14 protein-coding genes are annotated in these 14,452 nt (G+C 47.7%); 5 read left to right on the top strand and 9 right to left on the bottom strand.

Features of this window, described 5'->3' with window-relative positions; translation table 11 throughout:
• Positions 1–166: 166 nt before the first annotated feature.
• The gene (locus ACF8CV_RS09695) at positions 167–2,017 is read right to left on the bottom strand and encodes an ABC transporter ATP-binding protein (RefSeq protein ID WP_005477482.1); all 1,851 of its coding nucleotides are present in this window, start codon (positions 2,015–2,017) and stop codon (positions 167–169) included.
• Between the two features lie 403 nt (positions 2,018–2,420).
• On the opposite strand from ACF8CV_RS09695, the gene ACF8CV_RS09690 reads away from it, so the two are divergent.
• A complete protein-coding gene (locus ACF8CV_RS09690; protein WP_020838319.1) occupies positions 2,421–3,422 on the top strand; it encodes an arginine deiminase-related protein in 1,002 nt (333 codons plus the stop codon).
• Between the two features lie 112 nt (positions 3,423–3,534).
• Here ACF8CV_RS09690 and ACF8CV_RS09685 read toward each other — a convergent pair whose 3' ends face one another.
• Positions 3,535–4,458, bottom strand: a complete 924-nt coding sequence (locus ACF8CV_RS09685; RefSeq protein WP_025577865.1) for an AraC family transcriptional regulator — start codon at positions 4,456–4,458, stop codon at positions 3,535–3,537.
• A 365-nt stretch (positions 4,459–4,823) separates the two neighbouring features.
• Between ACF8CV_RS09685 and ACF8CV_RS09680 the strand changes: the two genes are divergently transcribed.
• From ACF8CV_RS09680 to ACF8CV_RS09670, 3 genes are read left to right on the top strand one after another with little or no spacing between them, the layout of a single operon-like run.
• On the top strand, positions 4,824–5,273 hold the full coding sequence (locus tag ACF8CV_RS09680; protein ID WP_020838317.1) for a cupin domain-containing protein: 450 nt from the start codon (positions 4,824–4,826) through the stop codon (positions 5,271–5,273).
• A 34-nt stretch (positions 5,274–5,307) separates the two neighbouring features.
• Positions 5,308–5,442, top strand: coding sequence for a hypothetical protein (locus tag ACF8CV_RS09675; protein WP_256857499.1), 135 nt, complete (start codon positions 5,308–5,310; stop codon positions 5,440–5,442).
• Between the two features lie 58 nt (positions 5,443–5,500).
• Positions 5,501–6,151, top strand: a complete 651-nt coding sequence (locus ACF8CV_RS09670) for a carboxymuconolactone decarboxylase family protein (protein ID WP_171055956.1) — start codon at positions 5,501–5,503, stop codon at positions 6,149–6,151.
• On the opposite strand, the gene ACF8CV_RS09665 is transcribed toward ACF8CV_RS09670, so the two are convergent.
• From ACF8CV_RS09665 to ACF8CV_RS09635, 7 genes are all read right to left on the bottom strand, one after another.
• Positions 6,112–6,663, bottom strand: coding sequence for a YgjV family protein (locus ACF8CV_RS09665; RefSeq protein WP_025817936.1), 552 nt, complete (start codon positions 6,661–6,663; stop codon positions 6,112–6,114). The genes ACF8CV_RS09670 and ACF8CV_RS09665 overlap by 40 nt on opposite strands.
• A 94-nt stretch (positions 6,664–6,757) precedes the next feature.
• Positions 6,758–7,387, bottom strand: coding sequence for a bifunctional 4-hydroxy-2-oxoglutarate aldolase/2-dehydro-3-deoxy-phosphogluconate aldolase (locus tag ACF8CV_RS09660; protein WP_047725321.1), 630 nt, complete (start codon positions 7,385–7,387; stop codon positions 6,758–6,760).
• 9 nt (positions 7,388–7,396) lie between these two features.
• Positions 7,397–8,374: a sugar kinase gene (locus ACF8CV_RS09655; protein WP_047725322.1), complete on the bottom strand. Its 978-nt coding sequence runs from the start codon at positions 8,372–8,374 to the stop codon at positions 7,397–7,399.
• Positions 8,375–8,377: 3 nt separating this feature from the next.
• Positions 8,378–9,790, bottom strand: a complete 1,413-nt coding sequence (gene uxaC / locus ACF8CV_RS09650; RefSeq protein ID WP_069522787.1) for a glucuronate isomerase — start codon at positions 9,788–9,790, stop codon at positions 8,378–8,380.
• A gap of 12 nt (positions 9,791–9,802) precedes the next feature.
• Positions 9,803–11,266, bottom strand: coding sequence for a fructuronate reductase (locus ACF8CV_RS09645; RefSeq protein WP_138938137.1), 1,464 nt, complete (start codon positions 11,264–11,266; stop codon positions 9,803–9,805).
• A gap of 51 nt (positions 11,267–11,317) precedes the next feature.
• Positions 11,318–12,619: a TRAP transporter large permease gene (locus ACF8CV_RS09640; RefSeq protein ID WP_005461370.1), complete on the bottom strand. Its 1,302-nt coding sequence runs from the start codon at positions 12,617–12,619 to the stop codon at positions 11,318–11,320.
• A gap of 11 nt (positions 12,620–12,630) precedes the next feature.
• A complete protein-coding gene (locus ACF8CV_RS09635; protein ID WP_005461368.1) occupies positions 12,631–13,146 on the bottom strand; it encodes a TRAP transporter small permease in 516 nt (171 codons plus the stop codon).
• Positions 13,147–13,467: 321 nt separating this feature from the next.
• Here ACF8CV_RS09635 and ACF8CV_RS09630 point away from each other — a divergent pair, with 321 nt between their 5' ends.
• Positions 13,468–14,451 carry a TRAP transporter substrate-binding protein gene (locus ACF8CV_RS09630; protein ID WP_005449968.1) on the top strand — a complete coding sequence of 328 codons (984 nt, stop codon included), beginning with the start codon at positions 13,468–13,470 and terminating at the stop codon, positions 14,449–14,451.
• The last annotated feature ends 1 nt before the right edge of the window (position 14,452 follow it).

The raw sequence follows: 14,452 nt of genomic DNA, 5'->3' as shown, positions 1-14,452 counted from the left end.
TTGCAATAGATACGCAACGAGGCGCTATATTAGCAGAAAAAGTGTGATCTTCATCATTGTTGGTGTTTCATAAATGAGAATGAGTGAGTTCGTCAGTTCAGTGCTCATGTAATTCGAGAATAAAAAACGGCGCTTTAAGCGCCGTTTTTAAAGGGATGAAGCGGTGTTAAGAAGCTTGTTGATTGTCTAGTTCTTCACCAAGAAAACCGCCAGTTTGGTGTGCCCAAAGCTGTGCGTAGATGCCGTTATGAGCGATCAGCTCTTGGTGCGAGCCTTGCTCTACGACGTTACCTTTGTCGAGAACGATTAAGCGATCCATCTGGGCGATGGTCGACAATCGGTGTGCTATTGCAATCACGGTTTTGCCTTGCATGAGCTCGTTCAAGCTTTCTTGGATAGCCGCTTCGACTTCTGAGTCCAGAGCTGAAGTTGCTTCATCCAGTACCAACAGCGGCGCGTCTTTCAATAACACACGAGAAATAGCGATACGCTGACGCTGACCACCAGACAACTTCACGCCTCGTTCGCCAACTTGCGCATCGTAGCCGACATTGCCAAATGGGTCTGTCAGTGTTTCGATGAACTCGTGAGCGTGCGCTTGTTTCGTCGCTTTAAGCAGCTCCTCTTCTGAGGCGGTTGGGTTGCCGTACAAGATGTTATCTCTTATTGAACGGTGCAAAAGAGACGTATCCTGTGTCACCATACCAATTTTCGAGCGCAACGAATCTTGCGTGACGTCAGCAATGTTTTGACCGTCAATCTTAATGCTGCCTTCTTCCACATCATGGAAGCGTAATAGCAAGTTCACCAACGTGGATTTGCCTGCGCCAGAGCGCCCAACCAAGCCGACTTTTTCGCCAGGTTTGATGTCGAGATTCAGATGGTTGATGACGCCTTTGTTTTCACCGTAATGAAAGCTGACGTTATCGAACTGGATGCCACCTTGAGATACGACCAAGTCTTTCGCATTCGGTTTGTCTTGGATATCGATAGGTTTGGACAGTGTTTTCATGCCATCCACGACAGTACCCATGTTTTCAAACAGGGCTCCTACTTCCCACATGATCCACATCGACATGCCGTTAACGCGCAGTGCTAGGCTGACCGCAATAGCAATGGCACCGACGCTAATCGCGCTGTCTAACCACAGATAAATCGACAAAGCCGCGACGGAAAACACCAAGATGTAGTTGGAAATTTCAACCGCCACGTCAAAGCCTGTTACCAAGCGCATTTGGCGATAAACCGTGTTGAGAAATCCTTTCATGCCTTGTTCGGCATATTGGGTTTCTCGTTGGCTATGTGAAAACAGCTTCACGGTTTGGATGTTGGTGTAGCTGTCGACAATACGGCCTGTCATGGTTGAGCGCGCATCGGCTTGCTCAGAGGCCACATCTTTCAGTTTCGGTACAAAGTAAATCTGAATCGCGATGTAAACCAAAAGCCAGACAATCATTGGAATCATTAAACGCCAATCTGCAGCTGCTAACATCACGACCATACTGGTGAAGTAAACCGTCACGTAGACAAACACGTCCATGCTCTTCATGACCGTTTCACGTACTGCGAGAGAGGTTTGCATCACTTTGGTTGCAACGCGCCCTGCAAAATCATCTTGATAGAAGTTCAGACTCTGATTGAGCAGATAACGGTGAGCAAGCCAGCGAATGGACATTGGGTAGTTACCCAACAAGGTTTGATGCACCAGCAAAGAGTAGATAACAACCAAAAGTGGCATTACAACCAGAAGTAAGACGCCGTAAAAAATTAGATCCGCTCGGTTATCTTGCAAAAAGGTTTCTGGATTGCTGGTGGAAAGCCAGTCCACCAGTTGGCCCATTGCACCAAACAGCATGACTTCAACGATGGCAACAATCGTCGACATCAGTGACATGATGATCAGTGGCTTTTCATACCCTCGGGTGTAATGGCGTAGAAAGGCAAAAATCCCTGAAGGGGGCTGATCGGGCGTAGATTTGGGAAACGGCTCTGTGAAGCCTTCAAATCGTTTAAACATAACTCATCCTAAAGTTAAAACAATGCCATCTCGGTCTACTGAATCCATCGATTTACACTGCTTGGACATGGCAGTGCGCACCGAGATAGGTGGTAAGAAATATCGTTGTCCGCTAGTCAGAAAAGCAGACGAGTTTGTGAGAGGGGCGAAAAAATAGTCTAACCGATCGCCTTTTAAATGTAACTAGTTGGTTATGAACTGAATTGAAATATCCCATTTATTGGATTTGTCATGTCCGAGCCACAAAAGCGTAAACCAGCAAAGTGACAATAAAAAATCGTGTTTCTCTGTCTAATTGCAGGAAAAATTACTTTTAGAGAATAGAAATAATCGCGAAAACAGCAAAACTGAAGTTAACAATAAATTTACAATCTCTCCATTCTAGAGATAAGGAATATATTGGATGCTATTACACGAATCAGTACCCCAATTTGCTGATGGGAAAGAAGAAAGCACACAAAGTGCTCTGCGCCAAACCGCAAACTGCGTAGTGATGGTGCCACCTAAAGAATTTCGTTTTAATGAAGAAACGGCGCAAGACAATGAGTTTCAGCATCAGGTGTCATTGAGCCAGAAAGAAGTATCACAAAAAACCATGGCTGAATTTTCGGCAATGGTTGCCACGTTGCGCCAAGAAGGAGTGCAGGTGGTGGAATTTGACTATCCAGTTTCTGATGTTGCGACGCCAGATGCGGTATTTCCAAACAACTGGTTTAGCACAACACCAGACGGCACGCTTTATACCTTCCCAATGGCGTGTGAAAACCGTCAGCATGAGGTTCGCCCGGAAGCGTTAATTGCCGCGCTAGCCGCTGCAGGACGTGAAGTTCACCAGCAAAGCAGTCTAACGGATTACCTAGGCGATCACGCGTACCTAGAAAGCACTGGGGTGATGGTTTTTGACCATCTAAACAAAACCGTTTATGCCGCGTTGTCACAGCGTTGTGATCGCCTAGTGTTGGAAGATTACGCGAATCGCATTGGTTATGAGCGCGTGATTTCATTCCAAACCCGTTTGCCATCGGGTTCACCGATTTACCATACCAACGTGATGATGGCTGTGGGTGAGCAGTTTTGTGTGATCTGTGATGAAGTGATCCCAGAATTTGAGCGTCGTTTTGTTTTGAAGTCTCTGGCAAAAGATAAACAAGTTATCTCAATTTCGCTTGATCAGATGAACCAGTTCTGTGGCAACATTCTGCAACTGGAAACCATCAACGGCGACAAGGTGATTGCGATGTCTCAATCGGCGTACGAAGCATTCTCACCAGCACAAAGAAACCAATTGGCGACACACGGTAAATTGCTGCCATTCGACGTTTCCACCATAGAATCTATTGGTGGTGGTTCTGTACGTTGCATGTTGGGTGAAGTGTTCTTACCGAGTCGCAAGGCTGTGCTTTAATAAACTACACATTTTTTGTCAGCCGCAGTGAAGTGCTGACGAAGCGATCTCTTCATGGGTTTTTAGCCGTTAGCTCTGTGGCAGTACAGACTAACGGCTTTTTTGTGCCAATTTAGCCCAAATTTTCTCTTAGCGATTTGATGTCTTTAGACGGCGGTGCGCCAAACAAGCGGCTGTATTCCCGACTGAATTGAGACGGACTTTCATAGCCGACTTTGAATGTCGCAGCCATGGCGTCTAAGTTTTCTGTCAGCATCAATCGGCGTGCTTCACTTAAGCGTAACTTCTTTTGAAACTGTAATGGTGTCATGGACGTCATGGAGCGAAAGTGCGTGTAAAACGACGATTTACTCATACCTGTGTACGAAGCCAAATCTCCAACACTTAATGGTTTGACAAAGTTGTTTTTGAGCCAGTCGATGGCTTTGGCTATTTGATGGCTATGGCTGCCCGCAGTCACGATTTGATGGAGACGCGTGCCCTGTTCACTCATCAAAAGGCGATAAAAAATCTCCCGTTTAATGATGGGCGCTAAAATTTTGATGTTTTGGCCTTCGTCTAATAATTCTGCTAAACGTACAAACGCATCCAATAGAGATTCCGACAACTCACCGACAGCAATGCCTTTTTGCGCTTCTTTGGATTGAGTAAAGGCAAGTTCGCTATCGACAATCAGTTGGGAAATCTCGGTCAAATCCAGCTCCATGATCAGCCCTAAATAAGGTTGCTCCTCACTGGCTTCGATAATGTTGGCAATGATAGGGAGATCGACAGAAGAAATCAGGAAGTGGTTGGCATCGTAAATAAAGCTTTCCTCTCCCAATAAGACTCGCTTCCTGCCTTGCGCGATAAGACAAATACTTGGATTGTGGGTATAGCTCGTAGGCGGCGTCGGCGTTGTCCAACGACTGAACCTCAACCCCGAAATTGGCGTGTCGTATTGGTTTGCGTTTCCCGTCCATCGATCAATCAGTTTGGCTAATTTCTGAGTGGCGAATGCTCTACTTGGTAAGCTGGTAGGTGATAAATCTGACATCGCGAAAAGGCTCTCGGATTATTGAGGTTGTTATTCAATGTATATCACGACATTTTGCGAAGTAAAGATTATCAGGCAAGGCGCTGTTTTCCTTTTGTGCGATTTTGAACCGTTCCAATTTAAACGTTTTCAATCTCTATTCTTACTTATTTTGCTTTTAAATTAATGGTTTATTTATTGTTCTTGGCAGAAGAAGAGACGGTTGGTCGTCTCTAGTACCAAAATGTAAGTCCAATTGTTTGGAAAATTAGGCAAGTATTAGCCATGAATAGGCTAACGATAAATGGCCTGCGGCGTTAACGTTATCTACACAGTTTGGCGAATGCTCGATACGCATCCTGCATTCCATAAAGAGACGTAGAGCAATGGTTAATCACACAGCAAACACACAGATTCCACAATCACTAAAAGCAGGAGTATTTAACGGCCGTGGCATTTTTGATTTCGGGGCAAAGAACGAAGCGTATGCCGATTACTTCACGGGGACAAGCTACTTGGCGTTGCTCAACCAACCGGGGCTGATCGTAGCAAATGTGACGTTTGAACCGGGCTGCCGTAATTTTTGGCACATTCATCACGAAGGCGGACAAATCTTGCTCGCGACGGGAGGCCGTGGGTGGTATCAAGAATTTGGTCAGCCAGCGCAAGCGCTCAATGTGGGCGACGTCGTGCATATTGCGCCTGGCACTAAGCATTGGCATGGCGCAGCTAAAGACAGCTGGTTTTCACATGTAGCAATAGAAATACCCGCTGAAGGAGCAAGCAATGAGTGGTGTGAACCCGTGACGGACGAAGAGTACGCAGAGCTTGGCTAATTGAACGCTAACTTAGGACGTCGGAGATCTGACAATGACAGGCAAGCCAAGTAAATATCAAACTTACATGAGCGTAAAGATTGCGCTCATTGGTATTGCTTTTATGGCTCCTCAAGTCGCTTCGGCGTGTGGTCAACCAACGGAAGGTTCTGACGATGATCGCAATTAAAACTTCAATCAAGTCCATATTAATTTGGGTACTGACTATGACAACGATATCCGCTGTTATGCCTGCTTTTGCAACAGATAAATTGAGTAATAAAGAACGAGCCATCGTTCCAATCGCGGCTTTCACCGCAAGCGGTGACGTAGAAAAACTCAAGATTAGCCTGAATGATGGTTTAGAAAGCGGCTTAACGATCAATGAGATTAAAGAAGTTCTCGCTCAACTATACGCTTACGCAGGTTTTCCCCGCAGTTTGAATGGATTGGCTGCTTTTATGGAAGTAGTTGAAGTGCGCAAAAATCGTGGTATTACCGACACATTAGGGCGTGAATCGACGCCGTTGACGGCAGATAAAAGCAGCTTAGAGCTAGGCAGTCAGAACCAAACAACGCTGGTCGGTATGCAAGTCAAAGGCCCGCTGTTCGACTTTTCACCTCAAATAGATCAGTACTTAAAAGCCCATTTGTTTGGTGACATTTTCGCGCGTGACCTCCTGACGTGGAAACAACGAGAAATTGCCACGATTGCAGCGCTGGCAAATATCAAAGGAGTGAACAGCCAGCTTGCGGCTCACTACAACATCAGCATGAATAATGGCGTGTCTGCCGAAGAACTGAATGATTTCATTCTGGTTTTAAAGCAGTGCTGTGATGAAAGTATTGCGAGTAATGCTCAATCTGTACTGGATTCGGTGTTAGACGCCAAAAACTGATTGTTTTGGGTTTGGGAGATGTGTTCTTGGGCATGAAACAAACGATAAATGGTCAACAGGTTGGTGACGATAAAGGTGCTCTCAACCAATGAGCCACCAATCGAGCCAAGCCATAGGTTGTGGCTCACCCAACAAAATGAGTTGAATAAAATTAAGCTGCGCAGGGCGATGCCTTGTTTGGAAAACAGTGCCCAAGTGGCAACGGAGGAACCAAACACGGTGATGAATTCAAAAAAGTGGCTCATGTTTGGCAGGGTCATCAGCCACATCAGTGCAATGAAGAACCACATCACTTTGCGTGATTGGGTTTTGATGGAGGCGAAACTGCGAATGCCATTAATGACCACGCCAATGGCCGCGACGGTTGCGCCCAGTAAGGCGAAATGAACGCCCATGATGAAACAAAACGCCATCATCTGATAGCGAAAACGCAGGTCATCTTTCTGCCAGAAAGCCATCACCCCAACCAAAAATGCGATGCCGCCAATGCCTTGTGCTAGCCCGTTTTCCATCTAGGTTCCTTAACCATGTGAGTGAATGTGAATGCAAACGAATCAGCCCTCCACCGAGGGAGGGCTGGGCACTTTATTCAATCGCTAAAAGCGATTACTCATTTACAAGCGCAACCGCTTCGCGAGTTAGGCGTGCAAGCTCTTCCCAGTTGCCCGCTTCGATCAGTTTCTTGTCTACCATCCAGGTTCCGCCACAGGCCAAAACGCGTGGAATCGCTAAGTAATCTTTGATGTTCGCAGGATTAATGCCACCAGTAGGCATTAGTTCGATGTCGGTGTAGGGCGCAAGCAGTGATTTCACCATGTTGATGCCGCCAGAAGCTTCGGCAGGGAAGAACTTCAAGGTAGTTAATCCCATTTCCAACGCGGCTTCAACTGTGCTTGGGTTGTTCACACCCGGTACGATATCAATGCCGATTTCTTGGCACGCTTTAACGGTATTTGGGTTAAAGCCAGGCGAGACAATAAAGGTTGCGCCTGCTTCTTTTGCTGCAATTGCTTGCTCGCGGTTTAGCACCGTACCGGCGCCAATCAGCATGTCTGGCTGGGCTTCACGCAGTAGGCGAATCGCTTCTGCAGCCGCTGCTGAACGGAAGGTGATTTCAGCCGCTGGTAGTCCGTTTTCTGCCAATACTTTACCCAGTGGGATAATGTCTTCTGCTTTATCAATAGCGATAACAGGGATGACTTTCAGAGCTTTCAATTGTTCTTTAATGCTAGACATGAGTGTTCCTTAAACGACGCCAAGCGCCGGTTGTGTGAATGCTTTGGGAATGATGGCACCGCGATGTTGAATCACAGCACCTGCCAGTGCGTTGCCTCTTTGGCATGAGGTCGCGAGATCGGCGCCAGCGAGGTATGCCGATAAAAAGCCACCATTGAATGAGTCGCCCGCCGATGTGGTGTCCACCACTTGGGCGACAGGTTGGGTCGGCACGGCTTGTGGAGCCAGAGCCGCACTCGAACCCTGATTGGTTGAGTCTTGAACCAAGCAGCCATCCGCACCGAGCTTGACGATGCATTTGCCTACGCCAAGAGAGGTAAGGCGTTCAATGGTTTGCTCTGGTGTTTCGTCACCCCAGATCAATTGCTCATCATCAAAAGTCACCAAGGCAATGTCGGTCAGTTGATACATGGCTTGGTACACGTTTTTGACGGTTTGATTATCGTCATTAGGCCATAGCGCTGGGCGGAAGTTACTATCAAACGCGATTTCAACGCCTTGGGCTTTCAGTTCGACCAACAAATTGAGCAGTGAAATTCGGTCTTCATCTGGCAAGATAGCTAAAGAGATACCGCTGAGAAACACCGCATCCACTTGAGTTAATGCTTGCTTAACCATTCCGAAATTTGGATGTTGAAGTAGGTAACGCGCGGCTGATTGATTGCGCCAATATAGAAACGTACGCTCGCCTTGGTCATCAAGTTGAATCAAATACAAACCCGGCGTGCGAGTCTCATCGCGCAGCACTAAACCTGTTGAGACGCCTTCGTCTTCCCAGCGAGTCAGCATGCCTGTACTGATCGGGTCATTGCCAAGTGCCGTAACGTAAGAGACTTTAACTTCATCAGGTTTGCTATTGGCTTCGCAGCCGCGGCTCAAATAAACCGCAGCGTTGAGCGTATCCCCACCAAATGTTTGATGCATTGAGCCGAACGGTTTGCCATTCAGCTCAATCATACATTCACCAATAATGGCGATGTGCTTCATTGGTTACGCCCTCTCTTCAAAGTAGCGTTTTGCGTTACCAAAACAGATCTCTTTGACCATAGGGCCAAGCAACGATAAGTCATTTGGAACTTCGCCGTTTTCAGCCCAACGACCTACCATGTCACACAGGATACGGCGGAAGTATTCGTGGCGGGTGTAAGACAAGAAACTGCGCGAGTCCGTTAGCATGCCGACGAATTGACTGAGCAACCCAAGTTGAGAAAGCTGTTCCATTTGGCGTTGCATGCCGTCTTTCTGGTCGTTGAACCACCAGCCTGAGCCAAACTGCACTTTGCCCGCGATGCCGCCACCTTGGAAGTTACCAATCATGGTTGCCATCATTTCGTTATCACGAGGGTTCAAACAGTAAAGAATGGTGCGAGGCAGTTCATTGGTTTGGTCCATTTCATCCAACAGATGTGCCAGTTCAAAAGCAAATGGGCGATCGCCAATCGAATCAAAACCTGCATCGGCACCTAGCAGTTGGAACATGCGTGTGCTGTTGTTGCGCTGCGCGCCAATATGAAGCTGCATGACCCAGCCTAACTGCGCGTAGCGTTTGCCTAGCCAAACTTGAACCGCGGTAGAGAACTGCGCGCACTCAAGCTCAGATAATACGTCGCCATTTAAACGACGAGCTAGCAACGCATCTAAATCAGCTTCGCTTGGGATCGGCGCGTAACGAACAACCTCAATACCGTGGTCTGCCGCACGACAACCATGCGCATCGAAGTGTGCCAAACGTTTATCCAGTGCAGTCAATAAGTCATCAAAGCGGCGGATCTCAATGTCAGCCACTTCGCCCAGTTTATGCATGTAATCAGCAAACAGGTCCAATTCAATCTTAAACGCTTTATCCGGACGCCAGCTCGGCAGGACTTTGACGTTGAACGTTACGTCTTCAGCAATCGTTTTGTGGTGCTCCAATGAATCGATAGGATCATCGGTCGTGCCTGCCATTACCACATTCATTTGCTGCATGATGCCGCGAGCGGTGAACTCGGGTGTCACCAGTAGCTCATTACATTGATGCCAAATTTGGTCAGCGGTGTCTGGGCTAAACAGCGTATTGGCAATGCCGAATGGGCGACGCAGTTCTAGGTGCGTCCAGTGGTAAAGCGGGTTGCCCAACGTTTGAGGAACCGTCTTCGCCCACGCCATGTATTTGTCGTAATCGCTCGCATCACCCGTAATCAAACGCTCTTCAATGCCTGCCGAGCGCATACCACGCCATTTGTAGTGATCGCCTTCAAGCCAGATCTGACCCAAATTATCGAACTGACGATTTTGCGCCACTTCCGCTGGGTTTAGGTGGCAGTGGTAATCATAAATTGGCTGGTGGAACGCATGCTCATGGTACAAGCGACGCGCAGTTTCATTTGAGAGTAAAAAGTCTTCACACAAGAAATTCTTCATCGTTAACTCCTATTACAGCGCAGCGACAGTGGCACGAGCACCGTTATCAATCAGCGATTGGTAAGCACTGCTCACCGCATCAATCACTTGTGGGTTTTGACCAAGCTCTGCTGGGAAGATGGCTTCAACCGCGAGCAACGCAGGCACAACAGAAACGTTCAAGCCGTGTTGGTCGCAGATCTGACGTAGTGTCTCTGCCATTGGATCGCGAACATCAATGTCGTTGCCTTGCTCGTCCACGCCGGATACGTAGCGCATCCAACCTGCAATCGCTGTTGCCAACCATGAGAAGTTAGAGCCTTGAGCAAGATGGAATCGTAAGCTGCCGCCCATGCGTTGTGGGATCTTCTGGCTGCCATCCATCGCGATTTGCCATGTTTTGTGTTTCAAGCTTGGGTTAGTGAAGCGCTCGATAAGCAGCTTGGCGTAGCCTTCTAAATCGGTGCCTTCTGGCATGGTCAGAGAAGGAGCTTGTGCTTGCATCATCATATCGAATGCCGCTTTGCGGTAGCCTTCATCTGTCATGGTGTCAGAGATGTGCGCATAACCGCCAAGGTAGCCTAGGTAGGCTAGGAACGAGTGGCTACCATTTAGCATGCGCAGTTTCATTTCTTCGTAAGGCACAACGTCGGCAACAAATTCTGCGCCAGCCACGCTCCAATCCGGGCGACCTGCCACGAAGTTATCCTCGATAACCCATTGGCGGAAAGGTTCACAAGCGATACCACATGGATCTTCACAACCTAGTAGCTCAGCGATTTCGGTCAGTGTCTCTTCGGTTGCTGCTGGCACAATGCGGTCAACCATGGTGCAAGGGAAGGTAACGTTGGTTTCAATCCAGTCGCGCAATTCTGGGTCAAGCAGTTGAGCAAATTCCAGTACCGCTGCTTTTGCTACGTGACCGTTCTCTTGCACGTTATCGCAAGACATCACGGTAAATGGCGTTAGGCCGCGTTCACGACGTATCTTCAGTGCTTGCACGATGTAACCTAGTGCCGATTTTGGCTCCGTTGGGTTGGCAAGGTCAGCAATGACTAGCGGGTTGTTTTTATCGAGCGTGCCCGTTGCAGGGTCGGCGCAGTAGCCTTTTTCGGTTATCGTCATTGAAACGATCGCCACTTGTGGCTCGGCCATTTTTTCGAGAACAGTTTCGATGCTGTCCAAATGTGGGTGCAGTGATTCCGTCACCGAGCCAATCACTTTGACTTCGGTCGATTGTGCGCCTTTTTCTGCCACCGTATAGAGGTGATCTTGCGCGCGCAGCGATTGAATTAACTCTTCACCACCAAATAAGTTGATTTCGCAAATGCCCCAATCCGAGCTCGTTTTGCTCAGCATTTCATGGGTGAACAGTGCTTGGTGCGCGCGGTGGAAAGCACCGAAACCAAGGTGAATAATACGGCTTTTGAGCGTTGAACGGTCGTAATCTGGCAGCGAAACAGCAGCATTTAGGGTAGAGTTTGCAATGGTTTTCATTTTATTTCCCTTCTCCCGCAGAGTGCTCTGCGGGATGATTCATTGAAAGAGTTAGTAGCCTAGGACCAGTTTTGGTAAGAACAGGCTGAGTTCAGGAATAAAGGTCACGGCCATTAGTGCTGCAATCAGTGCAACGTAGAATGGCAGAAGCGGCTTGATCACTTTGTCGATCGCAACATTCGCCACAGAACAACCGATAAACAACGCACTACCTACCGGTGGAGTACAGATGCCGATCGCCAAGTTGAAGGTCATCATGATGCCGAAGTGCACAGGGTCAATACCCATATCCAGTGCGATTGGCAGGAAGATAGGCGTAAAGATCAGTACCGCTGGTGTCATGTCCATGAAGATACCGACAATCAGCAAGATGATGTTGATGATGAGCAGAATCATCATTGGGTTGTCAGAGATCGCCAGTAGCGCATCAGCAATCATGTATGGAATGTCGGCATTTGCCATCGCCCAAGACATGCCCATGGAAGCGCCAACCAACAGCAAAACAATCGATGTGGTGACGGCAGATTCCAAAATGATCTTAGGAAGATCTCGCCATTTCACTTCGCGATACACCAACACCGCCAAAACAAAGGTGTAGACCACGGCGATGGCAGAGGCTTCGGTAGCTGTAAAGATACCGCCGATGATGCCACCCATGATGACCACAATCAGAGCCAGTGAAGGCGCCGCTTTTAGAAATGTATCCCAAACCATCGCTAGCGTTGGGCGAGCAGCAATTGGGTAACCACGACGTTTGGCGATGATCCCAGCCACCACCATGATGCTCAGACCCATCAAAATGCCCGGAATGTAACCAGCGAGGAACAGCGCCGCGATAGAGGTACCGCCAGAGACTAACGAGAACACGATCAAGGTGTTACTTGGCGGGATCAACAAACCCGATGGACAAGAAGTGATGTTTACCGCGGCAGAAAAGTTTTCATCGTAGCCATCTTTCTTTTGCAGTGGTGACATAGTTCCGCCAACCGCTGCGGCAGATGCGACGGCTGAGCCAGAAATTGAGCCAAACATCATGTTCGCCATCACGTTCACGTGTGCTAAGGAGCCAGGAAGACGGCCACCTAACACTTTGGCAAAGTTAATCAGGCGCAGTGCGATACCACCTTGGTTCATGATGTTGCCCGCCAAGATAAAGAACGGGATCGCCAGTAGAGCAAAGTTATCAAGACCTGCTGCCATGCGCTGAGCTACAACCGCAATCGCAGGCTCTAATGGTAGGCCCATTAAAATGGTCGCCAGTGAAGAAAGACCAATGGCGAAGGAAACCGGTACACCAATTGCCAGTAATACAGCGAAGCTGCCAAATAAGGTAAGAATTAATTGCCATTCCATTGTGGAACCCTCTAAGAATCAAGTTGTGAGTCGGTGACTAGGGTTTCACCAGACATTAATTGTTTGACGCGCTCATAAGCGAAAATCACGGAATAAAAGATCATCAGTGCGCCACTGATAGGCAGGCAGAAATAGATGTAGCCCATCTCTAAGCCCAATGCTGGGGTTAGCTGGCCAGTGGCCAATGTTTTGAGTGCTAATTGTGTTCCGCCGTGGACCAACACCACATAAGAGAAGAGCGCAATGGCCACTTGGATGACGATTTCATTCACCAGTTTTTTCTTGCCTTTGAGTTTCATCGTCAAAAGGTCAATGGCGAGGTGACGTTTGAGACCTGTGGTGTAAGCGGCACCAATAAGCGCCACCCACATAAAGAGATAGCGAGCCAGTTCATCCGTGACGGTGCTTGGTTTACCGAGTACGTAGCGTGAAAGCACCTGCCAAACCACGCAGAAGACAAGAAAGGTCGAAAGAGAGACAGTAAATGCTGCCAACCCCCTGTTGATATACGTGACCAGTTTATTCATTTTCATTTCCTTAAAGTAAACACGCGGACTGCATAACAATTGGTTTACCAATGTGGGCGAGCGTATTTGTGTAGGGTCTCAAAATAGGCATGTTGTTCTGAGTGGATTATAAGTTAGGCGATTTGGTTGTCACGTGAGCAGCTTCACAAATGAATTGGTTGACCAATTTAAGGGTAATTAGTGTGATTTTGGTCAATCAATTTGCTTTTTTGTTTTGACGATAGGTTTTTCGATCGCCAATAATGACCTCGAAACAAGAAATACCGTGAAAAATTAAAACTACCCTACATATTGGATAACCAATCCAAGGAGAATAGAACAATGATGACGCGTAAGACTCTTTTAAGCGCTGTAGTAGGTGCTGCAATGACCTTCGGCGCCACTGCTTCTGCTTATGCTGCGACCACTTTGAAGCTAAGTCACAACCACCCTCGTGACCATGCAGTACATAAAGCAATGGACTTTATGGCAAAAGAAGTTCGTGAAATGACAGACGGGGAAGTTCGTATCCGTATCTACCCTGATGCGCAGTTAGGCACTCAGCGTGAATCGATGGAGCTGATGCAAAACGGTGCTCTGGATATGGTGAAGAGCAACGCGGCAGAATTGGAAGCTTTCTCCCCTGCTTACGCAGCATTCAACATGCCTTACTTGTTCCGCGATAAAGACCACTACTACAAAGTGACAGACGGGGAAGTGGGTCGTGAAATCCTGAATTCTTCAGCGGACAGCGGCTTTATTGGTGTGACTTACTACGATGCGGGCGCACGTAGCTTTTACACCAACAAACCAATCAATACGCCGGAAGATCTAAAAGGTCTGAAAGTACGTGTACAGCCGAGCCCATCTGCTATTGCGATGGTAAAAGCGTTAGGTGGTAACCCGACACCATTGGCATACGGTGAGCTATACACAGCATTACAACAAGGCGTGGTGGATGCTGCGGAAAACAACATCCCATCATTTAGCTTGAGCCGTCACAGTGAGGTATCGAAATACTTCAGCCTAGACGAGCACACCATGGTGCCAGACGTATTGGTTATTTCGACTAAAACGTACGACAAGCTAACACCTGAGCAACAAAAAGCACTGATGAAAGCAGCAGCAGACTCTTCTGAATACATGAAGAAGTTGTGGGCTGAGTCAGAAGCAAAAGAGCGTACAAAAGCTGAAAAGATGGGCGTAACTTTTGTTGAACCAAATAAAGCGGCATTCGTTGAAGCGGTTCAACCAATGTACGCGGACTTAGAAAAGACAAATCCCGAATTAAATGAACTGGTTGAGAAGATCAAAGCAGTTAAGTAAT

It is taken from the genome of Vibrio sp. zbq_1, assembly GCF_043102935.1.
Lineage (GTDB): Bacteria > Pseudomonadota > Gammaproteobacteria > Enterobacterales > Vibrionaceae > Vibrio > Vibrio parahaemolyticus.
This window is presented reverse-complemented; position numbering and strand designations above follow the sequence as displayed.

Bases quoted from the DNA above. Each gene is read 5' to 3' on its own strand.
- ACF8CV_RS09660 (WP_047725321.1), bottom strand. From the start codon at position 7,387: ATGTCTAGCATTAAAGAACAATTGAAAGCTCTGAAAGTCATCCCTGTT.
- ACF8CV_RS09645 (WP_138938137.1), bottom strand. From the start codon at position 11,266: ATGAAAACCATTGCAAACTCTACCCTAAATGCTGCTGTTTCGCTGCCA.
- ACF8CV_RS09695 (WP_005477482.1), bottom strand. From the start codon at position 2,017: ATGTTTAAACGATTTGAAGGCTTCACAGAGCCGTTTCCCAAATCTACG.
- ACF8CV_RS09630 (WP_005449968.1), top strand. From the start codon at position 13,468: ATGATGACGCGTAAGACTCTTTTAAGCGCTGTAGTAGGTGCTGCAATG.
- ACF8CV_RS09655 (WP_047725322.1), bottom strand. From the start codon at position 8,374: ATGAAGCACATCGCCATTATTGGTGAATGTATGATTGAGCTGAATGGC.
- ACF8CV_RS09680 (WP_020838317.1), top strand. From the start codon at position 4,824: ATGGTTAATCACACAGCAAACACACAGATTCCACAATCACTAAAAGCA.
- ACF8CV_RS09670 (WP_171055956.1), top strand. From the start codon at position 5,501: ATGCCTGCTTTTGCAACAGATAAATTGAGTAATAAAGAACGAGCCATC.
- ACF8CV_RS09675 (WP_256857499.1), top strand. From the start codon at position 5,308: ATGACAGGCAAGCCAAGTAAATATCAAACTTACATGAGCGTAAAGATT.
- ACF8CV_RS09635 (WP_005461368.1), bottom strand. From the start codon at position 13,146: ATGAATAAACTGGTCACGTATATCAACAGGGGGTTGGCAGCATTTACT.
- ACF8CV_RS09665 (WP_025817936.1), bottom strand. From the start codon at position 6,663: ATGGAAAACGGGCTAGCACAAGGCATTGGCGGCATCGCATTTTTGGTT.
- ACF8CV_RS09685 (WP_025577865.1), bottom strand. From the start codon at position 4,458: ATGTCAGATTTATCACCTACCAGCTTACCAAGTAGAGCATTCGCCACT.
- uxaC (WP_069522787.1), bottom strand. From the start codon at position 9,790: ATGAAGAATTTCTTGTGTGAAGACTTTTTACTCTCAAATGAAACTGCG.
- ACF8CV_RS09640 (WP_005461370.1), bottom strand. From the start codon at position 12,619: ATGGAATGGCAATTAATTCTTACCTTATTTGGCAGCTTCGCTGTATTA.
- ACF8CV_RS09690 (WP_020838319.1), top strand. From the start codon at position 2,421: ATGCTATTACACGAATCAGTACCCCAATTTGCTGATGGGAAAGAAGAA.